At 53.0% G+C, this 23658-nt stretch carries 24 protein-coding genes; 11 read left to right on the plus strand and 13 right to left on the minus strand.

The window, feature by feature from the left end; all coding sequences use genetic code 11:
• Positions 1-82 precede the first annotated feature (82 nt).
• Both KP80_RS14035 and ptsP read right to left on the minus strand, forming a co-directional pair.
• Positions 83-403, minus strand: a complete 321-nt coding sequence (locus tag KP80_RS14035; RefSeq protein WP_052284274.1) for a PTS fructose transporter subunit IIB — start codon at positions 401-403, stop codon at positions 83-85.
• A gap of 61 nt (positions 404-464) precedes the next feature.
• Positions 465-2975: a phosphoenolpyruvate--protein phosphotransferase gene (gene ptsP / locus KP80_RS14040; protein ID WP_052284275.1), complete on the minus strand. Its 2511-nt coding sequence runs from the start codon at positions 2973-2975 to the stop codon at positions 465-467.
• 298 nt (positions 2976-3273) lie between these two features.
• Here ptsP and KP80_RS14045 point away from each other — a divergent pair, with 298 nt between their 5' ends.
• From KP80_RS14045 to KP80_RS14055, 3 genes are all read left to right on the plus strand, one after another.
• A complete protein-coding gene (locus tag KP80_RS14045) occupies positions 3274-3927 on the plus strand; it encodes an HAD-IA family hydrolase (protein ID WP_052284276.1) in 654 nt (217 codons plus the stop codon).
• A gap of 13 nt (positions 3928-3940) precedes the next feature.
• Positions 3941-5935 (plus strand): transketolase, encoded by a 1995-nt coding sequence (gene tkt, locus KP80_RS14050; protein WP_052284277.1) that lies wholly within the window; start codon positions 3941-3943, stop codon positions 5933-5935.
• Between the two features lie 169 nt (positions 5936-6104).
• Positions 6105-6839, plus strand: coding sequence for a phosphatase (locus tag KP80_RS14055; protein WP_052284278.1), 735 nt, complete (start codon positions 6105-6107; stop codon positions 6837-6839).
• A 1-nt stretch (position 6840) separates the two neighbouring features.
• On the opposite strand, the gene KP80_RS14060 is transcribed toward KP80_RS14055, so the two are convergent.
• From KP80_RS14060 to ybjG, 5 genes are all read right to left on the minus strand, one after another.
• Positions 6841-7227, minus strand: a complete 387-nt coding sequence (locus KP80_RS14060; RefSeq protein ID WP_052284279.1) for a fructose PTS transporter subunit IIB — start codon at positions 7225-7227, stop codon at positions 6841-6843.
• Complete coding sequence (locus tag KP80_RS14065; RefSeq protein ID WP_052284280.1) at positions 7224-8081, minus strand: helix-turn-helix transcriptional regulator; 858 nt, start codon at positions 8079-8081, stop codon at positions 7224-7226. Before KP80_RS14065 ends, KP80_RS14060 begins: the two co-directional genes overlap by 4 nt.
• An 11-nt stretch (positions 8082-8092) precedes the next feature.
• Positions 8093-9118 (minus strand): PTS fructose transporter subunit IIC, encoded by a 1026-nt coding sequence (locus KP80_RS14070; protein ID WP_052284281.1) that lies wholly within the window; start codon positions 9116-9118, stop codon positions 8093-8095.
• A gap of 27 nt (positions 9119-9145) precedes the next feature.
• Complete coding sequence (locus tag KP80_RS14075; RefSeq protein WP_052284282.1) at positions 9146-10696, minus strand: PTS sugar transporter subunit IIA; 1551 nt, start codon at positions 10694-10696, stop codon at positions 9146-9148.
• 325 nt (positions 10697-11021) lie between these two features.
• Complete coding sequence (ybjG, locus tag KP80_RS14080) at positions 11022-11630, minus strand: undecaprenyl-diphosphate phosphatase (protein ID WP_052284283.1); 609 nt, start codon at positions 11628-11630, stop codon at positions 11022-11024.
• A 273-nt stretch (positions 11631-11903) separates the two neighbouring features.
• On the opposite strand from ybjG, the gene KP80_RS14085 reads away from it, so the two are divergent.
• Positions 11904-13139 (plus strand): MFS transporter, encoded by a 1236-nt coding sequence (locus KP80_RS14085; protein WP_052284284.1) that lies wholly within the window; start codon positions 11904-11906, stop codon positions 13137-13139.
• A gap of 51 nt (positions 13140-13190) precedes the next feature.
• On the opposite strand, the gene KP80_RS14090 is transcribed toward KP80_RS14085, so the two are convergent.
• Both KP80_RS14090 and KP80_RS14095 read right to left on the minus strand, forming a co-directional pair.
• Complete coding sequence (locus KP80_RS14090) at positions 13191-14003, minus strand: Cof-type HAD-IIB family hydrolase (protein WP_052284285.1); 813 nt, start codon at positions 14001-14003, stop codon at positions 13191-13193.
• On the minus strand, positions 14003-15361 hold the full coding sequence (locus tag KP80_RS14095) for an MFS transporter (RefSeq protein ID WP_331456513.1): 1359 nt from the start codon (positions 15359-15361) through the stop codon (positions 14003-14005). Before KP80_RS14095 ends, KP80_RS14090 begins: the two co-directional genes overlap by 1 nt.
• Here KP80_RS14095 and KP80_RS14100 point away from each other — a divergent pair.
• Positions 15287-15835 (plus strand): TetR/AcrR family transcriptional regulator, encoded by a 549-nt coding sequence (locus KP80_RS14100; RefSeq protein ID WP_052284286.1) that lies wholly within the window; start codon positions 15287-15289, stop codon positions 15833-15835. The genes KP80_RS14095 and KP80_RS14100 overlap by 75 nt on opposite strands.
• A gap of 42 nt (positions 15836-15877) precedes the next feature.
• The gene (locus tag KP80_RS14105; RefSeq protein ID WP_052284287.1) at positions 15878-16264 is read left to right on the plus strand and encodes a GFA family protein; all 387 of its coding nucleotides are present in this window, start codon (positions 15878-15880) and stop codon (positions 16262-16264) included.
• A gap of 286 nt (positions 16265-16550) precedes the next feature.
• On the opposite strand, the gene bamE is transcribed toward KP80_RS14105, so the two are convergent.
• The 3 genes from bamE to KP80_RS14120 form a co-directional block, all read right to left on the minus strand.
• Positions 16551-16862 carry an outer membrane protein assembly factor BamE domain-containing protein gene (bamE, locus tag KP80_RS14110; protein ID WP_052284288.1) on the minus strand — a complete coding sequence of 104 codons (312 nt, stop codon included), beginning with the start codon at positions 16860-16862 and terminating at the stop codon, positions 16551-16553.
• 157 nt (positions 16863-17019) lie between these two features.
• A complete protein-coding gene (locus tag KP80_RS23330) occupies positions 17020-17625 on the minus strand; it encodes a GIY-YIG nuclease family protein (RefSeq protein WP_082221747.1) in 606 nt (201 codons plus the stop codon).
• 345 nt (positions 17626-17970) lie between these two features.
• A complete protein-coding gene (locus KP80_RS14120; RefSeq protein WP_052284289.1) occupies positions 17971-19659 on the minus strand; it encodes an aspartate:alanine antiporter in 1689 nt (562 codons plus the stop codon).
• A gap of 275 nt (positions 19660-19934) precedes the next feature.
• On the opposite strand from KP80_RS14120, the gene KP80_RS14125 reads away from it, so the two are divergent.
• A complete protein-coding gene (locus KP80_RS14125) occupies positions 19935-20321 on the plus strand; it encodes an inner membrane protein YbjM (RefSeq protein WP_052284290.1) in 387 nt (128 codons plus the stop codon).
• Between the two features lie 21 nt (positions 20322-20342).
• Here the strand turns inward: KP80_RS14125 and KP80_RS14130 are convergent, their stop codons facing one another.
• Positions 20343-20606 carry a GrxA family glutaredoxin gene (locus tag KP80_RS14130; protein ID WP_052284291.1) on the minus strand — a complete coding sequence of 88 codons (264 nt, stop codon included), beginning with the start codon at positions 20604-20606 and terminating at the stop codon, positions 20343-20345.
• Positions 20607-20815: 209 nt separating this feature from the next.
• Between KP80_RS14130 and KP80_RS14135 the strand changes: the two genes are divergently transcribed.
• The 4 genes from KP80_RS14135 to KP80_RS14150 all read left to right on the plus strand — a co-directional run bounded on the left by KP80_RS14135 (position 20816) and on the right by KP80_RS14150 (position 23427).
• A complete protein-coding gene (locus KP80_RS14135) occupies positions 20816-21094 on the plus strand; it encodes a YbjC family protein (RefSeq protein WP_052284292.1) in 279 nt (92 codons plus the stop codon).
• Positions 21078-21800 carry an oxygen-insensitive NADPH nitroreductase gene (nfsA, locus tag KP80_RS14140; RefSeq protein WP_052284293.1) on the plus strand — a complete coding sequence of 241 codons (723 nt, stop codon included), beginning with the start codon at positions 21078-21080 and terminating at the stop codon, positions 21798-21800. Before KP80_RS14135 ends, nfsA begins: the two co-directional genes overlap by 17 nt.
• A 117-nt stretch (positions 21801-21917) precedes the next feature.
• Positions 21918-22820 (plus strand): 30S ribosomal protein S6--L-glutamate ligase, encoded by a 903-nt coding sequence (gene rimK, locus KP80_RS14145; RefSeq protein ID WP_052284294.1) that lies wholly within the window; start codon positions 21918-21920, stop codon positions 22818-22820.
• 127 nt (positions 22821-22947) lie between these two features.
• Entirely contained in the window at positions 22948-23427 is a 480-nt protein-coding gene (locus tag KP80_RS14150) for a YbjN domain-containing protein (protein WP_052284295.1), read from the plus strand.
• Positions 23428-23658: the final 231 nt, after the last annotated feature.

Raw genomic sequence — 23658 nt, forward strand, 5'->3', positions numbered from 1 at the left:
TAAAAATAACGGGCGGATAGAAATTGAATTACGTTGTATTCCCCTACCCGGATGCCGAAATAAACCCGGGAAGGGCGTTTAATTAGCTCGCCAACTTCTCTGCGCGGTCAATAATGGCAGCCGGATCGCGGACGACTTCGGCAGGGTTGAGTGAAATAACCAGCCCCGCATCTTCTTTTTCTTCAAAACGCTCGACGCCTTCAATACCGATGGCAATTGCCAGAATAACGACATCAGCGTCTGCAATTTCTTCTTCGCTTAATTCATTCTCAATACCCATACCGCCTTGGGTTTCAACTTTTACGTCGTAGCCCCTTTTTTTACATTCCTGTTCTATGGCTTCTTGCGCCATATAGGTATGAGCAACACCGGTAATACATGCAGCAACTCCGACAATTTTCATGAGTGACTCCTGAATTTTTTATTTTGGCTATTTTATTTAAAACTAATATTTGACCTTGAATTTATACGTCTAAAGTTCTGGTCATCAGGTTGTAGAGTACGTCAACGCTATCGGCATTTTTTATTTCATTACGGAAATCCTCTTTCATCAGTTTTCGGGCGAGCGTAGAGAAATATTTCATATGTTCGTTAGGTTCGGCCGATTTGCTGACCGTAAGCATAAAGATGGTTTCCACCTGCTGGTCGCCCCAGGTAATGGGGTTCTCCAGCGTCGCCATGCTAATGGTGGAATCGGTAATATGGTCGGACTTGGTATGCGGAATAGCAAAACCGTAGCCGACGGCGGTAGAGAAAGAGTCTTCACGAGTCCAGATATCATCGCACAGGTGCTCTCGACTATCGGTGCGGTGCTGTAGCCAGAGATTGTCGGTCATCCGTTTAATCGCCTCGTTTTTGTCGGCGACATCGAGGTGGAAGAGAATAAATTCCGGCGCGATGATCGGTTTCTTGCTGCTGGCTTTTACCGACGGATTTTTTAGCACTGTCTTCACATCACTGGAACGGGTAAGGGCAAGCGTCTGTTGCGCCAACTGCTGGCACTGGGCAAAATTCATCTCACGCAGCGCGTGCTTGACGCCTGGAATGGCGGTGCTGCTCATACTGAGTTCGTCAAAACCCATTCCGACGAGCAGCGGAAGAAAGTCTTTGCTGGCCCCTAGCTCACCGCACAGACCAATCCATTTGCCCGCGCGATGTACTTCATCGATGGCCAGCTGAAGGGCGCGTAAAAATGATGGCGCAAAGTTGTCGTACACCCCCTCGACCTGCGTGTTACCGCGGTCGGCGGCGAAGAAGTACTGTGTCAGGTCGTTGCTACCGACGCTAAAGAAATCAACATGTTCGGCAATCTCAGGAATGGTGAAGATCACCGACGGGACTTCCAGCATCACGCCCAGCGAAATGGCATCGTCAAAAGGGAGAGACTCGTCGCGTAGGGTTTGTTTGACGGACTCCAGCACTTCACGGCACCAGAGAACTTCCTCCACGCTGGCAATCATCGGGATCATGATTCTGGCATTGCCGACGGCAGAGGCGCTGAGGATGGCTTTTATCTGCATGGCGAAAAGATCGCGGTAGCGGGGATAGGTACGCACCGCGCGGTAGCCGAGGAATGGGTTTTCCTCTTCGCCTAGCTGAAGGTAGTCGACAGGTTTATCACCGCCGATATCAAAGGTGCGGAAGATAACCGGCTTACCGTTAGCGTGAAGTACGACGCGGGTGTAGAGATCCGTAAGCTCAGCGTAATCTGGCGGAGTTTCCCGGTCCATAAAGGACATTTCGGTACGGAAAAGACCAATGCCCTCCGCGCCATTTGTGAACGCTGCGTTGGCCTCTTCAAAGCTGGCAATATTGGCAGCAATTTCCAGGTGATGGCCATCGGCGGTAGCGGCCCGCTGATGGACGTTGGCCAGCATTTGCTGCTGCATGGTTTTCTGCACCGCCATTTCATTGCGGTAATAACGGAGCACCTGGCTATTAGGGGATATCACCAAAATACCAGGGGAGCCGTCGATGATAATCTCCCGCTGGGAATCGAGATTGAGCGTGGCAAATGGGATATTGGTTAACGTAGGGATACCAAGAGAACGGGCAAGAATCGCGGTATGCGAGGTCTGTCCGGTGGCGGAGAGCACGATCCCTGCCAGCAGCTGTTTATCAAGACTCAGGAATTGGCTCGGCGTCAGGCTATCGGCAAAGATAATCGACGGTGTAGTAAGGATAAGGCCGTTTTGTGGAAGTGAGTTTTCACCGTACAGCGTAGTTAGCATCTGCCCGGTAATATCTAAAACATCCAGCGTTCTTTCTTTAATATATTTACTGGAAGAACGGTTAAGGACTTCGCAAAAATCCATTGCTGCAAGTACTACGGCCCGCCAGCTATTTTCACCGTTGTCGATATAATGGATGATGGCATTTTGGAATGATGAGTCGGTAATAATCGATAAATGTGCCTGGATAATATCGTGCTCAACGCCAACCTTGTTTTCGAGTGCATCCAGTCTGGCTTGTTTGAGTGCTTCTATACCGGTTTTCAAGGCCTCTTTTTCCTCGGCCGCGATGCGGGTTTTCATCGGTGCACGCGCCATCATGTCGTCAAACGTCAGGGTCTGGACGACCAATGGACGGGCAATGGCGACGCCACCGCTGATGCGAATACCCTGAATGTAGTCGGGCTGCGTTTCGCGTAGAGAACGAGGAAGATAACCTGATGGTGCCTGCGTCTCTTCCATTTTCGTTACTTCAAATTGCGGCAGTTTTTTAAGCAGTGAACCCAGTTTTTGCACCGCTTGCGCCGCATCCGTACCGCAAACGGTAATTTCACAGTTGTCGTTAAGTAGCGTATCGGTAGCGACGAGTGAGAGGGCACTTTTGGCACTGCCTTCAAGCCCGGTGCGGATATTCTTCCAGCACACTTCGGACTGAAAGGTGTTACAAAGACGCTCGATGTGTCCAGCCGGTCGAGCGTGGATTCCATCCTTAAGTTCACACTGATAAGTCATTAATTCCGACATAACCACTCCCAAAACGTGATGCGACTGCGGGCTAATTTTGTTTGCAGGACGTTGCCTGCATGTCTTGTATATATCCTTGACCGTTGGCGATTGAGTTTGAATAGAAAAAAAGTGATGTTTTCTTGAAAATAAAAGCCTGGTATTTATTTTGTGACCGAAATCATAAAAATATATTTAAATGATGATTAATTCCTGTCGGGTAACGAAATTACTATTAAAAAGACATTTGTTATATTTATCGCCGTGCCGCTACTGCGCTAGAAATAAAGCATGTTGATGGGTTCAGAAGGCGAAATATATGCATTTTCGAGGGCTGTTATTTGACTTAGACGGCACGCTAGTCAATTCATTGGATTTTGTAGAAGCGTCATGGAGTGCGTGGGCTGTTCGCAAAGGCTTTAGTGCGCAGGCTGTACGCCATTATTTGCACGGTAAACCGGCGCTAAGCACCCTACGTCATTTTATGCCCGACGCTAGCGAAGCGGTGATTACGCAGGAGTTTCTCGCGCTTGAAGAGTACGAAGCAAACCATGCGCAGGGGATAACCGCGGTACCGGGCGCTGCGGCATTTCTCCGGCAACTGAATGCGCTCGATGTGCCATGGGGTATCGTCACTTCGGGATCGCTAAAGGTGGCCTCTGCACGTATCCAGCATGCGGGGCTTCCGTTTCCGGATGTGCTGGTAACCAGTGAAGATATTACCTATGGCAAACCGCATCCGGAACCCTTCCTGCTGGGGGCGAAACGCTTGAACATTCCAGTCTCCCAGTGCGTGGTATTTGAAGATTCTCATGCCGGGCTGCTGTCGGCGCAGGCGGCACAAAGCGTGGTTGTTGAAGTCCTCACACCGCAGGCCGGGGTTCATGATTTAGAGACCTTCGCCACGATTCCGCACTATCAGAATGTCAGCGTTAGGCCTAAGGGCGCGACCGAATTTTTCCTTCAGCTTTAAAATGGAGTTAGTGATGATCTCAAGAAAGACCCTGGCGAATGCGATTCGCTTTCTCAGCATTGATGCCGTGCAGCGGGCAAAGTCCGGCCATCCCGGCGCGCCGATGGGGATGGCGGATATTGCGGAAGTGCTGTGGCGCGATTTTCTTCACCATAACCCGAACAACCCTGGTTGGGCCAACCGCGACCGCTTTGTGCTCTCTAATGGCCATGGCTCGATGCTGATTTACAGCCTGCTGCATCTCACCGGCTACGATTTACCGCTTAGCGAGCTGCAAAACTTCCGCCAATTGCACTCGAAAACGCCGGGACATCCGGAGGTGGGTTATACCGCAGGCGTTGAAACCACCACCGGCCCTCTGGGGCAAGGGATTGCGAATGCGGTTGGTATGGCAATTGCCGAGAAAACGCTGGCGGCACAGTTTAATCGCCCGAATCACGAAATCATCGATCACTTTACCTATGTATTCATGGGTGATGGCTGCATGATGGAGGGAATTTCCCATGAAGTTTGCTCCCTCGCAGGAACCTTAAAGCTGGGTAAACTGCTGGCGTTTTATGATGATAACGGTATTTCGATAGATGGCCACGTGGAGGGCTGGTTTACCGATGACACCGCCAAACGCTTTGAGGCATACGGCTGGCATGTGGTACGCGATGTTGACGGGCATGATGCTGAGGCAATCCAGCGGGCGATCAACACCGCACGCGCGGTCAGTGATAAACCGTCTTTGTTGATGTGTAAAACGGTGATTGGTTTCGGTTCACCTAACAAAGCGGGCACCCACGATGTGCACGGCGCGCCGCTCGGTGAAGCAGAAATAGCCGCGACGCGTGATGCCCTGAAGTGGCCGTATGGACCGTTTGAAATCCCCGCGGAAATTTATGCGAACTGGGATGCCAAAGAAGCCGGTGACGCGAAAGAGTCAGCGTGGCAGGTGATGTTTTCTCGCTACGAAGATGTTTATCCGCAAGAGGCGGTGGAGCTCACGCGTCGCCTACGCGGCGATCTCCCCACGAATTTTAGTGCCCACGCGCAGGTCTTGATTGAGCGGTTACAGGCGAAGCCTGCCAAAATCGCCAGCCGTAAAGCCTCGCAAAATACCATTGAAGCCTTTGGCCCGCTGCTACCTGAGTTTCTTGGTGGTTCCGCCGATCTGGCACCCAGTAATCTGACATTGTGGTCAGGCTCACAGCCCATCAACGAGCAGCCGGCGGGCAATTACATCCACTACGGTGTGCGTGAATTTGGTATGACCGCTATTGCAAATGGCATTGCGCTACATGGTGGTTTCTTGCCCTACACCTCGACGTTCCTGATGTTTGTTGAGTACGCTCGCAACGCTGTGCGGATGGCGGCACTGATGAAGCAGCGCCACGTGATGGTCTATACCCATGATTCCATTGGCCTTGGTGAAGACGGCCCAACCCATCAGCCGGTTGAGCAAACGGCCTCTCTTCGTCTGACGCCAAACTTAAGCGTCTGGCGCCCCTGCTGTCAGGTTGAAACCGCCGTGGCCTGGCAGCAGGGTGTTGAACGTGATGATGGGCCAACTGCGCTCATTTTATCCCGGCAGAATTTGACTCAACCGGAACGCACCTTGCAGCAGGTTAAGGATATTGCACGTGGTGCCTATGTGCTGAAGGCGTGCGAGGGGGAACCTCAGGTGATCCTGATTGCGACGGGGTCGGAAGTTGAGCTGGCAATAGCGGCCTGGAACACACTCACCGCAGAGGGAGTGCGCGCGCGGGTGGTATCGATGCCTTGTACCGACCGCTTTGATAAGCAGGACGTAGCTTATCGGGAATCGGTACTGCCGAAAGCGGTGACCGCGCGCGTTGCGGTGGAAGCCGGAATAACCGACTACTGGTTTAAGTATACCGGTCTTAACGGGGCCATTGTCGGTATGCAGAGCTTCGGAGAATCCGCTCCTGCGGAGCAGCTCTATGAAAGTTTCGGCATGACTGCAGAGCGCGTCGTTCGCGAGGCGAAAGCGTTGTTAGCGTAATAAATCTGGCTCCGAAAAGGGTAACACCGTTTACTTAGGCAAAGTGATGAGGGGAAGCATCAGGATTTGGTTTGCGGAGGGACACCAAACCCGATGGTCGGCCCGGTTATCTCAATCTTAAACTTACGGTGTTACCCAAAAAGGGACCTTATTCATACAGGGAGACCCAATGTTCAACGTCGATCTTCATCTGCATACCGTGGCCAGTACCCACGCTTACAGTACGATCCATGACTATATTGCCGCCGCGGCGCGCAAGCAGATTCGCCTGATTGCCATTACCGATCATGGGCCGGAGATGGTCGATGCGCCTCACCCATTCCACTTTAATAATATGCGTATCTTGCCTAGGGTGGTGGATGGTATCGGGATCCTGCGTGGTATTGAAGCCAACATTAAAACGGGTGGCGAGACCGACTGCAGCGATAAAATGCGGGGTGCGCTGGATCTGATTATCGCTGGATTCCACAAGCAGGTTTTTGCCCCAGCCGATATCGTGACCAATACGGAGGCAATGATCGCGGTCATTGTCAGCGGCAACGTACATATCATCAGCCATCCGGGAAATCCTGAATATCCGATTGATATTCCTGCGGTGGTTGCTGCTGCTCGCGAATATGAGGTGGCGCTGGAGGTGAATAACGCCTCATTTCTCCTTTCCCGTCGGGGAAGTGAAGGTAACTGCCGCAAGATTGTGGCTGCCGTTCGGGATGCCGGTGGGCTGCTATCGCTGGGGACCGATTCTCACAGCGCCTTTTCGCTGGGAGACTTCAGCGCATGTCAGCATCTGTTGAGAGAAAGCGAGTTCCCACTCTCGCGGGTGTTAAACACCACACCGCGCCAGGTTTTGGCATTCCTGGAGCGACGTGGCGGCGAACGAATTGTGGAGTTTGATGAGCTGTAGGTTAGAGGTCGATAACGTTGCCACGCGGCAGATTCAGCGACTTGCGGATTGCTGAGATCACCTCAGCTGGTTTGAGCAGTAGTGAGTTGATACACACGTTGAGGATCCGACAGCCCTCGAAACGGGTTGGGTTATTGATGGTGATATCGGAAGCGATAATGGTTAGCTCGGCGTCGAGGAGGTCTTTCTCGGTTATCTCATTTTTCATCCCCAATACGCCCTGAGTCTCGATTTTGATTGAAAAACGATAAAGTTTCGCCAGCTTTTCCAGCTGTTCGGCGGCCATGTAGGTATGCGCGACGCCGGTCGCGCAGGCGGTCACGGCCACAATATGCAGGTTGCGGTCGCTGGAAAAGGGTTGAACATCATCTTTAGCGCTGCGTGTCATGACAAGTTTGCTCCCTTGTTCTTACGCCGGTATTCAAGCGGCGTACAATCGTTGATGTCCCGGAACACTTTGCAAAAATAGTTGGTGTCCGTGAATCCGCACTTTTCTGCGACCTCATTTATCTTCATCGTAGAGTGAGTCAGCAGCGTTTTTGAACGCGAGATCCGGGCAAGCTTCAGGTACTCGTTAAACTTCACATCTGACTCTCGGGAAAACAGGCGTGAAAGATAGCCTGGCGAAATATTAAAGGTTTCCGCCACGCTTTCGCGGCTAATCTGCTGATGATAGTGGCTATCGATGTGGCTTTTAATTTCGTCCAGCAGAGAGAACAGCCCGCGAGGGTTGTTCATGCCTTCGGCCACCTGATAAAGCAGATCGTTTAGTAGGGCATAGACGATATGGGCAAAGGTTTCGCTGGTCTTATCCTGCGCCCAGGCTAATGACTCCGCCAGCTCAAGCAGGCGGTCGCGTACCGTGCTGCTGGAGTTTTGCAGGTTAAATTTTTCTACCTCTTTAAACTGCGTGCCGTCCCAGTTGCTGATACTGAAACCGACATCCTGCTTCCAGAAAACAATCGACATACAGATAACCGGGCTTTCCCACTGCGGTGAGTTCCAGCTGTTAGCGGGAATGTAGGTAATGGTCCCCACCGTGCGCTCGCATTTGATGATTCGGTCGCTGCCTTTTGGCAGCAGCATATTCAAGGCACCTTTTACCGTGAGCTCGATGCGTGGGACGTGCAGATGGTAGGCCATCACTGGCGGCTGGGCGTCACCGCTGGCGACCAGCACGCTGTCGGTGGTCGCACACTGGGCGCTAAACTCGCTCAAAATTGACTGTATAAAGGCGGCCATGCTCTGTGTCCTTATTGCGCATCCTGGGTTTTGACGACGGTTTTCAGTACTTTCACCGCGATAGCCGTGGTGAGCGTGCCGGCAATGATCGAAACGATATAGCCAAAATGGTTGCTCACGACAGGGAGTACAATCAGCCCACCCCAGGGCGCGGCATTCGTTGCGCCAAACCATAGCGATGAAATTGCCGCCACTGCGCTGCCGAGCATAATTGCGGGGATGACACGAACAGGATCGGCAGCGGCAAAGGGAATGGCACCTTCGGTTATCCCCATAAAGCCCATAATGACTGCGGGTTTTCCCGCCTCACGTTCGACGTCGTTGAAAATGCCTTTGAACATGAAGGTGGCTAAGGCCAGCCCGAGCGGTGGCGTACAGTCGGCGGCGGCCACCGCTGCCATCAATTGCGGATTGGTTGAGATCAGCGCAACGGCAAAGAAGAAGGCGGTTTTGTTCATCGGGCCGCCCATGTCGACGGCAATCATGCAGCCCAAAATACCGCCGAGAATAATAAACGAAACGCCCTGCATATTGGCGAGCCAGCCGCTGAGCCACTTCATCATCCCGGCAATGGGGTCGCCAATAATGTAGTAGACCGCCATGCCGGTGACGAAAGTGCCGATGAGCGGAATAATAAAAATGGGCAGCACCATGCGTAGAAATACAGGGATTTTCAGGCGTGCAATAGCAGCGAGCAACAGCCAGACAACCAATCCGGCGATGATACCGGCCAGCATCCCGCCTAAGAAACCGGCTCCCATTTGATAGGCCATCAGCCCGCCGATAGCGCCGGGAGCAATGCCGGGTTTATCGACCATCGACCAGGCGATAAATCCAGCCAGAATGGGAATAAACAACGTCAGACCCGCCATACCGATTTGCGACATTGCTTTCAAAAAACCGCTTTCTGGTACAGCGGCGTGATCATTGAACATCACCGCCAGGGCCAGAAGTACGCCGCCTGCGACGACAAAAGGCACCATGTATGACACGCCAGTCATAAAATGCCGCTTGGTATTTTTTAATAGTTTTAACATACCGGCCTCGTTGCAGGGTTGGGCGGCCTAGAGCGCCAGGGTGCTGAAAATCAGATCGTAGAGCGCATTCGGCGATGTGGTCGCTTGGGCTTTGGCGACAAATTCATCGTTCATCAACATACGGGCAAGGGTTGAGAAATAGCGCATATGCTCGTTTTCAGCGGCGCTCTCGCTGATGGAGAGCATGAATACCGTATCAACCTGCACGCCCCCCCAAGCGACGGGCTGACTTAAGCGGGCAATGCTGATGGTTGAGTTCTCCACCGCGGACGTACGCGCGTGTGGAATGGCAAAGCCTGAGCCAACTACGGTGGGGAAGGGGGTTTCCCGTGCCCAGATATCCCGGCACAGTTTTTCGCGCGAAGTGGTGCGCTGCGAGAGCCAGAGATGATCCACCATTTTTTTGATCGTTTCGTTTTTATCTTCTGCATCGAGATCCCACTGGATCAACGCAGGCGTTAGCAGGGAGCGATCTGCGGTTCGGGGCGTATGTTGCTGTTTTTTTTGCCTCTGTACGGCGATTTCCTGGCGATAGCCGCGCAGAAGCCGCTCATTGACCTCGGTTATCAAAATGCCGTAACCGGCATCGAGGATGACCCGGTGCGGTTTAGCCGACGCTGTGCTGAAAAGCTCAATATCTGCCACCGTCGGTATTCCCAGCGCGCTGGCGAGAATGGCGGTGTGCGAGTGCTGTCCGGTGTGGGAGAGCACCAGTCCCGCCAGCTTTTCGCGCGGAATCGCTAAAAGTTGGCTGGGCGTCAGCGCGCTGGCAAAAACCACGGCAGGCGCGGTAAGTGCAGGAATCCCTTGTAACAGTGGATGGGTATTATCCATTGTCCGTAATATCTGGATGGCAATATCGAGAATATCCAGCGTTCTCTGTTGAATATAGCGACTCGCCGACCGTTGCAACTGGGCGCTATAGTCCATTGCTGCATGGACGACGGCTAACCAGCCGTTCATACCCTGCTGGAGATAGTCGTCAATACTGCTGTGAAATTCTACATCGGTGATAAACGCCAGATGGGCTTCCAGTAAATCGTGTTCGATACCTTGAGTGAGCGTGAGCGCGGCTGTTTTTTCCTGACGCAGCGTTTCCAGCGCGTGGTTAAACGCCTGCTGTTCTTGTTCAACGCGTTGACACTGCTGTGGGCATTGCGCCAGAAGGTCCTCAAAGCGCAGGCCGGAGATAAATGCCGGCGGCGCGATAGCGATACCATCATGAATACAGATACCAAGCTGGTGCTGCGGATTTAGCTCCTCCAGCCAGCGCGGGAGGTGTCCAGGTGTCGGTTCAGTCACGTTGCTGACATCGGGAAGATGCACAAAGAGATCTTCCAGCGCGGTAGCCGCATTGTCGCTGTCCGGCCCACGAAAGATAATCTGACAGTCATCGCCGGGTAAGGTATCGGTGGCCACCAGTGAGAGAGCATTTTTAGCGCTGCCGACAATGCCGGTTCGGTTGTTTTGCCAGACTATGTCGCACTGATAGGTATTACACAGGCGCGCAATGTGCCCGGCGGGCCTGGCGTGGATCCCCTCGTTTAATGTGCAGTGATAGGTGATTTCCTTCGCCATGATGACTCCTGAGCGCGTAACGAGGGGATATCGGGTTACGCGACGGCTTGAGTAAAGGGGGTAATGCGATCCCCAATATTTTTTACCGAACCATCAGGGGTTCATATAGTAAAAAAGTGACCTTTACTTAAAAATAGTGACCTGATTGTGAATTTGTGATGTTTGTCATATTTCACCTATGCGAAACTTTCGGCTATATGACTGTTTTTTAAAAAGATAGGAATTTCATTTTGAGGTGAGAAGTTTGCGATGTTGGTCACAAATTTCAGGGGTGGAGTGGGTAGCGGAAAACCGCCCTTTGCAGGGCGGTCACTTTATGCCGTCGTTAGCCGCGTACCCAACCTTTACGGATGGGCAGCGAGAACATCAGGCGGTAAACCTGCTGCAAACGCGGGTAGACGCGGGCGCCGATGAAATGCCATAGCATCTGCGCCACCATGCAACCGACAATACCGCACAGGAAGCCGCCGAGCATGTCCATCGGCCAGTGCACGCCAAGGTAAACGCGGGACCAGGCGATGGCGACACCGATGGCCATTAATACCAGCCCGGACCACAGGCGATGCCAGAACAGGAACGCCAGCGCGAAGGTGAATATCACCGTACCGTGATCGCTCGGGAAAGAGTTATCCGGCGCATGCGGCAGGAAGTTGTAGCCAATGTTGGCGACAAACGGCCTTTCGTGCGGGAACAACTGCCCAATTGTCCACGAGAGAGTCAGGCTCACCGCAATAGCCAGCGCCACTTTGACCACCAGATGACGCTGCGCATGTACTTGCCGACGTTCACCCCATAGCCACATGGCGGCAGCCAGCAGGGGAACGATAAGAATCAGGTCCTTGGCAAGGAATGTCGCCAACGAAATTTCCCACTGCGCTGAGGCTGGGGTGGCGTTGATAAGTAAAAACAGCGTGTTATTGAGATTTTCCAGCATAACGTTCCGGCTTAAAAGATGACGGTTTTATGACGGCCACCTTAAAAAACCATGCCAGGATGGTAAACCAGTATTGTCTGAATCCTGTCACTAACAGACAACTCTCTGGAAAATAAGGTGGTGCAACAAGTGGCGTAGAGTATAACGCGCGCAACCTTAAGCAAATCTTAACGACATCAATTTGTGCGAAATCGTTAAGCTGCGTGATAATTAACTATCACCACTACCGTGCATTGATTAAACTTGCGCGTTTTTATGACGGATGCGAGTCAAATGGATACTTCCACTTCTTCCCGGAAACGCTTGGGGCGTAAGGCAATTCTGTTCCCGCTTTGCCTCGTGCTCTACGAGTTTTCCACCTATATAGCCAACGATATGATCCAGCCGGGGATGCTGGCGGTCGTGCAAGAATTTAATGCCGGCGACGAGTGGGTTCCAACCTCCATGACCGCGTATCTGGCGGGCGGTATGTTCCTGCAGTGGCTGCTGGGGCCGCTGTCGGACCGTATCGGCCGCCGTCCTGTGATGCTCACCGGCATTATCTGGTTTATCGTCACCTGTCTGGCGACGCTCTTGGTGCAAAATATCGAGCAGTTTACTTTCCTGCGTTTTTTACAGGGGGTGAGCCTGTGCTTTATCGGCGCGGTAGGCTATGCGGCCATTCAGGAGTCGTTCGATGAGGCGACCTGCATCAAGATAACGGCATTGATGGCCAACGTTGCGCTGATTGCACCGCTGTTAGGGCCACTCGTCGGCGCGGCATGGATCCATCTTGCGCGCTGGGAGAGCATGTTTGTGCTGTTTGCTTTACTGGCAGCCATCTCTTATGTTGGGCTGTTCAAGTCGATGCCCGAAACGGCGACCCGTTTAGGCGAATCGCTTTCATTAAAGGCGCTGGGTCGCGACTATCGCGAAGTCCTGAAAAATGGCCGCTTTGTGGCCGGCGCGCTGGCGACAGGGTTTGTCAGCCTGCCGCTGCTGGCGTGGATTGCCCAATCACCGGTGATTATTATCAGCGGCGAGAAAGCCAGCAGCTACGAATATGGTCTGCTGCAGGTGCCAATTTTCGGCGCGCTGATCCTCGGTAACCTCGTGTTGGCGCGTTTGACCTCACGCCGCACGGTCCGAGAACTGATTATTGCCGGTGGTTATCCGATTATGTTCGGTTTGATTCTGGCGGCTGCGGCGACGGTGGTGTCTTCTCACGCCTATCTGTGGATGACCGCGGGGCTTAGCTTTTACGCCTTTGGGATTGGTCTTGCGAACGCGGGGCTGGTGCGTCTGACGCTGTTTGCCAGCGACATGAGTAAAGGCACGGTCTCGGCGGCGATGGGGATGCTGCAAATGCTTATCTTCACGGTGGGCATTGAGCTGAGCAAACACAGCTATCAGCTGGGCGGCATTGGCCTGTTCAGCCTGTTTAATCTGGCGGGCGGCGTGCTGTGGCTGGGGCTGGTGGTGATGTTCCTGCGCGATAAACGCGTCGGCAGCGGCTTACAGCCAGAGTAATACCGACAGGCGCTAAGTAGGACCGGGCTACCGCAGTAGCCCGGTGTTCCGTCAGGCAAACGGCGCTTCGCCCTTCAGTGCTTTATCAATGATAGCTAATACGCCTTCCTCATTATTATGCGGCGCATGATAGCCCGCGACCGCTTTTACCGCCTCGGCGGCGTTAGCCATGGCAAAGCCGTATCCGGCCTGTTTTACCATCTCAATATCATTCCCGCTGTCGCCGAACGCGACCACTTCATGATCAGCAATACCCCAGCGATCCTGCAATAAACGCAGGCCGTGCGCTTTATGGACGCCCGGAATTATCAGGTCGATACTGCCGTGGCCGGTGGTCACCGCCGTCAGCAAATGGCCGAGTTTAGCATCCAGCGTGGTTTGCATCTGCGGGACTTTGTCATCAGGAATATTCAGGGCGAACTTCAGAATGGTGTCATCAATATTGTCGAAATTATCCACCAGTTCGATGCGGTGATAGTAATGCTCAGCAATCTGATGGAAATGCGAATCATAACTTTTCAGCGTATAGGCGCTGGCTTTACCACAGGCGATAATCTCAATTTCCGGACGGGTTAGCAGGAAATCGACAATCTGCTGGAAGTGGTCGCGCGGCATTGAGCAGTTATAGACATCTTCGCCTGCATCACGCACCCAGCCGCCGTTTTCGGCTACGAAGGCAATTTCCTCGACGATTTCCGGGAAGAAAGAGGCTAACTGGTAATACTGGTTACCGCTAGCAACCACGAAACGAATCTGCTGTTCTTTCATCTGTTGATACTGCTGACGAAAACGCTCGCGGTTGTACGTTTTCTTATCGTTCAGGAACGTGCCATCCATGTCTACGGCGATCAATTTAACGCTCATTAGTGATTCTCCATTACAGCGCGGGGTTCGGGTTTAGCCACCGCTTTCGCGACTATCGCGGCAATCAGGACCAGCGCCAGTACGGCCAGCATTGCGCTGCGCAGACCGTAATGTTCGCCGAGGAAGCCGAGCAGCGGCGGCCCTACCAGGAACGCCAGATACCCGGTGGTGGCAACAACGCTCACGCGGGTAGGGGCATCCGGGCCGGTGTCGCTGGCAGCGGAAATGGTCAGTGGGAAACCAAGCGATGCGCCCAGGCCCCACAGAATAACCGACACCCCTGCAACCCACGGGCTGTCGACAAAGATTATCAGGGCAATGCCCAATGCGCCCATCAGCGCGCTGGCACGAACCACGGTGACGCGGCTGTAGCGGTCAATAAACCAGCCGCCGGTGAATCGGCCGACTGTCATGCCCAGCGTAAAGCCGGCATAAATCAGCGAGCCGGAAGTGGGGCTAAAGCCGTGGCCGTCAACCATCAATAGCGGCAGCCAGTCGTTCGCGGAGCCTTCGGCAAAGGCCATCGCCAGCACCACCACGCCAATCAGCATCAACTGCCCGTCGCGCCAGAACGGCACGCCTTTTTCCTGATGCTGTGCGTTCTCGGCCTCGTTGCGTCCGGTACCGTCCGGAATGGCTTTGATAGCGATGGCGATGGGAGCAATGCCAATCAGCGCGGCGACCAGAATATGCCACATTGCCGGCAGGCCGAAAGCGGTCACTGCCATGCCAACGCCTGCGCCGACCAGGGTGCCGAAGCTGTAGAAGCCGTGCATCATCGGCAGCACGGTTTTTTTCATTTCGCGCTCAACCGCAGCGCCTTCGACGTTAATCGCAACTTCCGCCGAGCCGAAGCTGGCGCCGAATATCGCCAGACCAAAGGCAAAGACCCACGCGGAGCTGAGATACAGCGCCAGGCTTAGGATCATCATGCCAACTAAAGCGCATGACATGGTGGTACGGATGACGGCGCGGGTACCGAATCGTTTCACTAAAAAGGCCGAACAAAGGATGCCGCTCATTGAACCAATCGACAGGCCAAAGAGTACGATGCCCATTTCGGCGGTAGAAACGGACAAAATATCGCGGATTGCCGGAGTACGCGTGGCCCAGGAGGCCATCAATAAACCGGGTAAAAAGAAGAACATAAAGAGTGCCCACATCCGCAGTTGCAGGGCTTTACGGGAGGTTAACGTTGTCATCCATTCAAATCGGGTCGGAAAGTGTGCAGACAACACTAACAAGGTTGTGTACATTTGTACATAACCTGAAAGAGGAGAGTTATGGCTCGTCGACCGAATGACCCGCAGCGTCGTGCGCGTATTATTGATGCGACCCTCGAAACCATCGCCATCCATGGGATTAGTGCGGTCACGCACCGCAAAATCGCCAGCTGCGCTGATGTTCCATTAGGCTCAATGACCTACTATTTCGACGGTATCGAAGCGCTGTTGGGCGAAGCCTTTGGTATCTTCACCGCGCGAATGTCGGAAGAGTACACCGGTTTTTTTGCTGGCGTGACTACCGTTGACGGCGCCTGCGATGCAGTGGCGGAGCTGATTTTCAGCAGCCAGGTCACCACGCCGAAAAATATGACTCTGATGTATCAACTCTATGCGCTTGCCAGCAGTACGCCATCGCTGAAGGCGGTACTGCAAAACTGGATGCGCCGCAGCCAGCAAACCTTAGAGCAGTGGTTCGATCCGGTCACCGCCCGCGCGCTCGACGCGTTTATCGAGGGGATGACGCTGCATTTTGTCACCGATCGCCAGCCACTGGCGCGCGAGGATATCCGAAAAATGGTAGGGCGGATTGCGGGAGAGAGTGCGTAAAAGCGTATACGCTTAGGCAAACTCTTTTGCCGAGGCGTTGCGATGACGACAGCATTATCCGGCGGCTGCCTGTGCGGCCGCATCACCTTTACTGCCATGAATCCCACCAACGTCCACAGTTGTTCATGCGACCTCTGCCAAAAGCACACTGGCGGCCAGACTGTAGTATGGCTGGAGTTTGCCGCCGACGATGTCCAGTGGACGGGCGAGGGCGGACGGCCTGCCACCTGGCGTTCGTCTGATGTTTCCAGCCGCGCTTTCTGCCCACAGTGCGGCAGCTCGCTGGGTGCGATTGATGACGGCCCAATGATTGCGCTGCTGAGCGGGGTATTTAATCAAAATCAGAGCGAGACCTTTGCGCCCCTCTTTCATTCGTTCGAGGATATGAAACCGCAGTGGTGGCGCGAGATTTTGCCGGATGGGGGGTGAGGGGGGGATTTTGTCTCAGATGTAAAATTGATGCTTCTGGTCGTTACCGCGCACAACCGCGCACACGTGCATATTCTGGATGTCAGAAATGAGCTAGCCGCTGCAATATGCCCGGAGGCTTACGTGTAGGTGAGGTCGTTTATGCTGCCAGCTTAGCGAGGCAGTGAAAGTTAGAGGTATAAATGTAAGGCGGAGCATAAGATGAGTGTGTTAAGGGGATGAAAGTGACAATTACGGCGCAGAGATACCCGTTCTCGTCACTTAGCTGGAACTCGAGTTGTTTAGATTAAAATACAACAATGCCTTTGACTGGTGCGCCCGCACTGCGGATTTCGCCACTACCGTATGAAGTTACTTTTCCGTTCTCAAAGGTAACGTAGTAATCACCCTTATCCCATCCCCAGCCAGATACCAACCGGTTGCTGTACTGAATTTGTTCGGTACTTCCTTTAACTGAATCACCGTCTGGCGTTCCCAACAAATCAATAACCTGCTGTTTGGTCATACCAACCTGAACATTGTGAATTTTCTCGCCAGTGGTACATCCCGCTAACATTGCAACGACGCAGCCAATCATCACCAGTTTTTTTAAATACATTTTTAATTCTCAATGGATTACGAGCAGTTATTATTTTCGAATTCTCTTTATTCAATATTGATCACACGCCAAAGTATGCACTGATTGTACCTGGTATTTGTTGGTATCTGGCGAGTCGATAGCACTCACTTGAGCTGTATCGATATCAGGACTGGTGTTAAGCAACGGGTTTTTTCAATCGTCTGCTGTAACCTGACTCGTCAGCAATCTCCAGTCGTTTCGCCTCTGCCATGGCTTTACTCCGCATCGCGGAAAGCAAAGGTTTAAAGGCGTGGGCGTTCCCCTGGATATTTAATGGTAACGCGATGCTGCTTATCAGGCTTTCTTCCAGAACCCAGGGCTCATTGTGCGCAACCCAATGCACTTTCGCGTTTTGTTCCATCCAGCTATCCAGCCATTGTTCTCCGGCATGTGTGAAGGTGGTTCTGGTTCCTGAGCCGACGCGGCGAAGGGGGAAATGGCTTTCTGCCGCAAGTAAGATCCCGAGTGTTCGCCGAAGCGTTGAACCCTCAGCATTACCGCTGTAATGGGTTTTGATACGTGTTTTGAGATTGGCTTTGCTGTTGGGTTTGCCCTTTTTATCGGGTGAGATACCGACATAAAGTAGGGTATAGCCATCTTTTTCAATACATTCATCGGTTGGCACACCGCCAGGTATCTCTTTAAACCACCAAAAGTACACACCATTTGTCGCAGGAACGGGTGTTAGCCTGCTCATTACCTCTGCTCTGCCATAGGTTTTTTCAGGGTAAAACGCAAACATACCTAATCCTCACTATCACTGTTTGTTTGATTTTATTCGATAGATGAGGGGAATGTCATATCTCAAATGCGTGTATGGAGTGAATGTTTAAAGTCAGGTTTAGCAGGGAGATGGATGCTTTATTACGGAGTTTAGAGGGGAGATCTGGCTGGCTGATTCGAACAGTTCTGAATTTTAGGCAACAAAAAACCCATCAACCTTGAACCAAAGATGGCGGGGTTGATGGGCTCCACAAAATGGGGACATCAAAGAAAAGCAGTGGCACTAATTAAGACTTGCGCCCGGTCAAAAAGTTCTGCGTTGCGCAAAATTATTTTTCTTTTCTTTGTTTTTCCCCGAGCAAGGCTAGCCGCCGAGCCCTGGCCAGATGATGATAATCAACGTACCGGCCAATGTTAACAATACGTTAGCGATAGCGTAGGTGCCTGCGTAGCCGAGCGCAGGAATGTTACTGCGCGCGGTGTCGCTGATAATTTCCATGGCCGGTGCGCAGGTACGTGCCCCCATAATCGCCCCGAACAGCAGTGCGCGGTTCATTCGCAGAATGTATGCACCGAACAAGAAGCAGATAACGACCGGGATCAGGCTGACGAACAATCCGGCGACCAGCATTTGCCCACCGACCACGCCGAGACCGTTACCGATGCCGCTACCGGCGCTCAGGCCAACGCCAGCCATAAACACCATCAGACCAAATTCTTTCACCATATTCAGCGCACCCTGCGGGATGTAACCGAAAGTTGGGTGGTTGGCACGCAGGAAGCCCAGCATGATACCGGCGAACAGCAGGCCGGCTGCATTGCCGACGCCGAAATTGAAGTTGCTAAACTGGAAGGTGATCATGCCGATCATCAGGCCTACAATAAAGAAGGCGCAGAAAGCCAGAAGGTCGGTCACCTGGCTGTGGATCGAGACGAAGCCGATGCGGTCGGCGACGGTTTTCACGCGGCGCGCGTCGCCGCTCACCTGCAGTACGTCACCTTTGTTGAGCACAATGTTGTCGTCAATCGGCATCTCAATCTGGCTGCGAATCACGCGGTTCAGGAAGCAACCGTGGTCGGTCAGCTTCAGCTGCGCCAGGCGGCGGCCAACAACATTGTGGTTTTTGACCACAATCTCTTCGGTGACGATACGCATATCCAGCAGATCGCGGTCGAAAACCTCTTTACCGTTACGGAAGCTTGGGTCGAGGCGCGCATGTGCGTCCGGATAGCCTACCAGCGAAATCTCATCGCCCATTTGCAGCACCGCGTCGCCGTCTGGGTTGGCAAGGATACCGTTACGACGGATACGTTCGATATAGCACCCGGTCTGGCGATAGATGCCCAGCTCGCGCAGATTTTTACCGTCGGCCCAGGCCACCAGTTCCGGGCCAACGCGATAGGCGCGGATCACCGGCAGATAGACTTTACGATTGGTGTCGGTGTCCAGACCGCGCTCGCGCGCGATTTGCTGGGCGCTGGTTTGCAGATCCTGATGCTGGAACTTAGGCATATAACGCGCGGCAACAATCAGGCTAACCAGACCAATCAGGTATGTTAATGCATAACCGAGGCTGAGGTGATCCTGCGCCTGCGCTAGCAGACCGGCTTCCATGCCTGAGTGGCGTAGCGTATCGCCCGCGCCAACCAGCACCGGGGTCGATGTCATCGAGCCTGCCAGCAAACCGGCCGTCAGACCGATATCCCAGCCAAATAGCTTACCGAGTCCGAGGGCAATCAGCAGCGCACTGCCAACCATCACCAGACCGAGCATCAGATAATTCTTGCCGTCGCGGAAGAAAATAGAAAAAAAGTTGGGTCCTGCTTCTACGCCGACGCAAAAAATAAACAGCATAAAGCCCAGGTTAAGGGCTTCGGTGTTAATACTGAAGTGTTGCTGCCCTAATAAGAGAGAAACCACTAAAACGCCAATGGAATTACCAAGTTGGATAGAGCCCAGACGTAATTTACCGAGGCAAAGCCCCAGCGCTAATACCACGAATAATAACAGGATGTAATTCCCGTTTAACAAATCTGCGACGTTTATATTCACGGAGTCTAACTTATTGTTTACCAGTAACGTGTTGAAAGGAATGGCTATTTGGTCTACTGTTGACCAAGGGCTATGGCATGTGTGCTGCTATCCTGTACCCGCAGAATAACCAGAAAATAGCGGACGATAGTTTAATCGTTCCTGGCAGCTACTGCTAGTAACAATCGCTTTTAGCACAGAAGTGTTTTGGCATGGAAAGCCAATGACTTTATCTGACTGGGCGTCTGAAAAGACGAAGTCTGGATTTCGATAGAGAGATTTTTCAGGAGAAGCGTGTGAAAAATGAACGCGGTTGGGCAGGTATAATTTGCTGCTTCATCTTATTTATTGTGGTTTTTTGTTCACTGGTTTTACAGGTGAAGGGCGCTTTTCGTGCATCCGGTACGCCTGAGCTGGGTTTGTTGTTTTTTTTGATTCCTGGCGTCGTTTCCAGCTTTATTTCCTCGCGCCGTCGGGTGATGCGTCCGCTGCTGGGTGCCATTCTGGCCGCACCATTGTGTCTGTTGATGACGCGCGTTTTCTTTATTAGCGATCGTTCATTGTGGCAGGAGATGGCGTGGTTATTCAGCGCTATCTTTTGGTGTGCGCTGGGGGCGCTGTGCTTTTTGTTCGTCAGTTCACTGTTGGGTGACAAACGCCGGGAAGGAAAACGCCCGCTGTAAAAGCGGGCGCTGGAATCGTTCTTAAGCAAACAGGCCGAGGTTTTCTTTCGCCCAGGCTTCAAAATCTGTACATCCGCCGATGTGCTGCTGATCGACAAAAATCTGTGGCACGGTTTCAACCGGTTTACCCACCGTTTTTTCCAGATCGGCTTTGGTGATGCCTTCCGCATGAATGTCGACGTAACGGTAGTTAAAATCGTCACGCTCCTGAGTCAGTTTCTCCGCCAGCTCTTTTGCACGAACACAGTAAGGGCAGCCAGGACGACCAAAAATAACGGTAAACATATGTCTCTCCTTAAACGAGCGGACTAATCAATGTGCCTCTCGGCGAATGGCGCTTATCATGCCGCGCGGTGGATAAAGGGGAAAGAAGGTTTTGCCTGTTATTACGATTCATCCAGGCTATGTTTGGCTAAATATTTTTTGCAGGCTTGCCGTTATACTCGTCGTCAATAGCGTAAGAAAATGCGGTACAGGTTCACTGGAGGAAAAGTATGCGTTCGCTCGGAGCACTCCCGAAAAGCGTGTTGATACTCGAGGCGATTGGCATGGTTGTGCTGGCGGCAGCGTGGCTGTCGCTCAATCAATACGTCACATTGCCTGACCCTTTCGCCAGCCCGCTGGCGGCGGTGGTGATGATTTTTGTGGGTATTGCGCTGATGCTGCCCGCCGCGGCGGTACTTTTCTGGGGCATTGCCCGTACGGTCGCCCCGCAGTTGATGAATCCTGACCTGCCGCGTAAAAAGGAAAATAAAGATGACACCGACCATTGAGGTTCTGCTTAACCATCGCTCCATTCGCCAGTTTACCGACGAACCTATTACCGACGAGCAGCGCAACGCGATCATCGCCAGCGCGCAGGCAACGTCAAGTTCCAGCTTTTTGCAGTGCACTTCCATCATCCGCATCACCGATAAAGCGATGCGTGCACAGTTGGTCGAGCTGACTGGCGGCCAGGCCCACGTGGCGCAAGCGGCTGAGTTTTGGGTGTTCTGCGCTGATTTTAACCGGCACCTGGAAATTTGCCCGGACGCACAATTAGGGCTGGCTGAACAGCTGCTATTGGGCGTGGTGGATACATCGTTGATGGCGCAAAATGCGCTGACCGCGGCGGAGTCGCTGGGTCTTGGCGGCGTGTACATTGGCGGCCTGCGTAACAATATCCAGCAGGTCACGGATCTGCTCGGCTTGCCAAAACACGTCCTGCCGCTGTTTGGCCTGTGCCTCGGCTGGCCGGCCAGTCAGCCGGATCTCAAGCCACGTTTGCCGGCTACGCTGCTGGTTCATGAAAACCACTATCAGCCACTCGATAAGGCGGAGCTGGATCGCTATGACGAACAGCTGGCGCAATATTATCTGTCGCGCAGCACCAACGCGCGCCGGGATACCTGGAGCGACCATATTCGTCGTACGCTCATCAAAGAGAATCGGCCGTTTATTCTCGACTACCTGCATAAACAGGGATGGGCAACGTGCTGATAGAGCACGGATAACCGGCGTAGCGAAAGCCTGAAATTGTGTTCGGGCGCATGCCGTCAGTTCAGTGGGCGCGGTATCATAAGTCGGCTTTTTTAAGGTCTTCTGGAGAGGTAAAGGGTGAAAATTGCCATTTTGTCCCGGGATGGAACGCTCTATTCGTGCAAGCGTCTGCGTGAGGCAGCCAAGCGCCGGGGGCATATTGTTGAAGTGCTCGATCCGCTTTCTTGCTACATGAACATTAACCCTGCGGCGTCGTCCATTCATTACAAAGGGCAGCAACTGCCGCACTTCGACGCAGTGATCCCGCGTATTGGTTCGGCGATTACCTACTATGGTATGGCTGCGCTGCGCCAGTTCGAAATGCTGGGAAGCTATCCGCTAAACGAATCGGTGGCCATTACCCGTGCCCGCGATAAGCTGCGTTCTTTGCAGCTGCTGGCGCGCCAGGGCATCGATCTTCCCGTCACCGGCATTGCCCATTCGCCGGACGATACCAGCGATCTTATCGATATGGTGGGTGGTGCACCGCTGGTGGTGAAACTGGTGGAAGGGACTCAGGGTATTGGCGTGGTACTGGCGGAAACGCGGCAGGCGGCGGAAAGCGTCGTGGATGCGTTTCGCGGCCTGAATGCCCATATCCTGGTTCAGGAGTACATCAAAGAAGCCAAAGGCTGTGATATCCGCTGTTTAGTTGTGGGGAATGAGGTCGTTGCGGCGATTGAACGGCGGGCAAAGGACGGCGATTTCCGCTCGAACCTGCATCGCGGCGGCGTGGCGACCGTCGCCAACATCACTCCAGCCGAGCGAGAAATCGCGGTGAAAGCCGCGCAAACGCTGGGGCTTGATGTGGCTGGCGTTGATATTTTACGCGCCAATCGCGGTCCGCTGGTAATGGAAGTAAACGCTTCACCGGGGCTGGAAGGGGTGGAAACCACCACCGGAGTCGATATTGCGGGCAAAATGATCGAGTGGATCGAGCGCCAGGCACACCCCGGCTTTTGCCTGAAAATCGGCGGATAGTACGTCTATCGTGGTATGCACAGCCATTTTTGCGTAGACTGTGCGCTAAAATCGTACTTATACCGGGCCTGCGCCCGGTAGTTTGTTTTTCTGAGTTGTTATTTTACTGCATGAGGTCATAGGCAATATGGATTCTCTCGTCGTCCCGAGTCTGGATACGTTACGTCAGTGGCTCGACGAAATGGGCATGAGCTTTTTTGAGTGCGACACCTGTCAGGCGCTGCACCTGCCGCATATGCAAAATTTTGAAGGCATCTTCGATGCCAAAATCGATCTCATGGATAACGTCGTGCTGTTCTCCGCGTTGGCCGAGGTCAAACCTTCTGCGCTGCTGGCGCTGGGGGCCGATCTCTCGGCGATTAACGCCAGTTCGCTGACCGTAAAAGCGTTTCTCGATATGCAGGATGATAATCTGCCAAAACTGGTGGTTTGCCAGTCTTTATCCGCATCCGTTGGGGTGACGTTCGAACAGTTCGCCTCGTTTGTGCAGCAAAGTGAAGAGCAGGTCTCCATGGTGATTCTTGAGGCCTCCGCGCACGACCTGCTGTACAAGGCCGAAGAGGCTGAACAGCCGCCGGAAGATATTCAATACCATTTTCTTCACTAATCCAGCCCGCGAAATAGCGCAGTCACTGCCATAGTGGCTGCGTATCACATTCTTTTATTCTGTTATTAACCTAATTTTAAAGATTCTTTCACTACCTGATTGCCGCTTTTGGCTTATCAGATAGAGTGATCTTGCATAAAAAATTGATAAAAGGCGTTTTTTACACTGACCTATAGCCTCTGACCCGGGCTACAGTTATTCTTGCGACATATCGATGCCCCCTCTGTATTG

Source organism: Kluyvera genomosp. 1 (assembly GCF_001266615.1).
GTDB classification, from domain to species: Bacteria; Pseudomonadota; Gammaproteobacteria; order Enterobacterales; family Enterobacteriaceae; genus Kluyvera; species Kluyvera cryocrescens_A.

Bases quoted from the DNA above. Each gene is read 5' to 3' on its own strand.
- KP80_RS14035 (WP_052284274.1), bottom strand. From the start codon at position 403: ATGAAAATTGTCGGAGTTGCTGCATGTATTACCGGTGTTGCTCATACC.
- ptsP (WP_052284275.1), bottom strand. From the start codon at position 2,975: ATGTCGGAATTAATGACTTATCAGTGTGAACTTAAGGATGGAATCCAC.
- KP80_RS14045 (WP_052284276.1), top strand. From the start codon at position 3,274: ATGCATTTTCGAGGGCTGTTATTTGACTTAGACGGCACGCTAGTCAAT.
- tkt (WP_052284277.1), top strand. From the start codon at position 3,941: ATGATCTCAAGAAAGACCCTGGCGAATGCGATTCGCTTTCTCAGCATT.
- KP80_RS14055 (WP_052284278.1), top strand. From the start codon at position 6,105: ATGTTCAACGTCGATCTTCATCTGCATACCGTGGCCAGTACCCACGCT.
- KP80_RS14060 (WP_052284279.1), bottom strand. From the start codon at position 7,227: ATGACACGCAGCGCTAAAGATGATGTTCAACCCTTTTCCAGCGACCGC.
- KP80_RS14065 (WP_052284280.1), bottom strand. From the start codon at position 8,081: ATGGCCGCCTTTATACAGTCAATTTTGAGCGAGTTTAGCGCCCAGTGT.
- KP80_RS14070 (WP_052284281.1), bottom strand. From the start codon at position 9,118: ATGTTAAAACTATTAAAAAATACCAAGCGGCATTTTATGACTGGCGTG.
- KP80_RS14075 (WP_052284282.1), bottom strand. From the start codon at position 10,696: ATGGCGAAGGAAATCACCTATCACTGCACATTAAACGAGGGGATCCAC.
- ybjG (WP_052284283.1), bottom strand. From the start codon at position 11,630: ATGCTGGAAAATCTCAATAACACGCTGTTTTTACTTATCAACGCCACC.
- KP80_RS14085 (WP_052284284.1), top strand. From the start codon at position 11,904: ATGGATACTTCCACTTCTTCCCGGAAACGCTTGGGGCGTAAGGCAATT.
- KP80_RS14090 (WP_052284285.1), bottom strand. From the start codon at position 14,003: ATGAGCGTTAAATTGATCGCCGTAGACATGGATGGCACGTTCCTGAAC.
- KP80_RS14100 (WP_052284286.1), top strand. From the start codon at position 15,287: ATGGCTCGTCGACCGAATGACCCGCAGCGTCGTGCGCGTATTATTGAT.
- KP80_RS14095 (WP_331456513.1), bottom strand. From the start codon at position 15,361: ATGGATGGCGATGGTTTCGAGGGTCGCATCAATAATACGCGCACGACG.
- KP80_RS14105 (WP_052284287.1), top strand. From the start codon at position 15,878: ATGACGACAGCATTATCCGGCGGCTGCCTGTGCGGCCGCATCACCTTT.
- bamE (WP_052284288.1), bottom strand. From the start codon at position 16,862: ATGTATTTAAAAAAACTGGTGATGATTGGCTGCGTCGTTGCAATGTTA.
- KP80_RS23330 (WP_082221747.1), bottom strand. From the start codon at position 17,625: ATGTTTGCGTTTTACCCTGAAAAAACCTATGGCAGAGCAGAGGTAATG.
- KP80_RS14130 (WP_052284291.1), bottom strand. From the start codon at position 20,606: ATGTTTACCGTTATTTTTGGTCGTCCTGGCTGCCCTTACTGTGTTCGT.
- KP80_RS14135 (WP_052284292.1), top strand. From the start codon at position 20,816: ATGCGTTCGCTCGGAGCACTCCCGAAAAGCGTGTTGATACTCGAGGCG.
- nfsA (WP_052284293.1), top strand. From the start codon at position 21,078: ATGACACCGACCATTGAGGTTCTGCTTAACCATCGCTCCATTCGCCAG.
- KP80_RS14150 (WP_052284295.1), top strand. From the start codon at position 22,948: ATGGATTCTCTCGTCGTCCCGAGTCTGGATACGTTACGTCAGTGGCTC.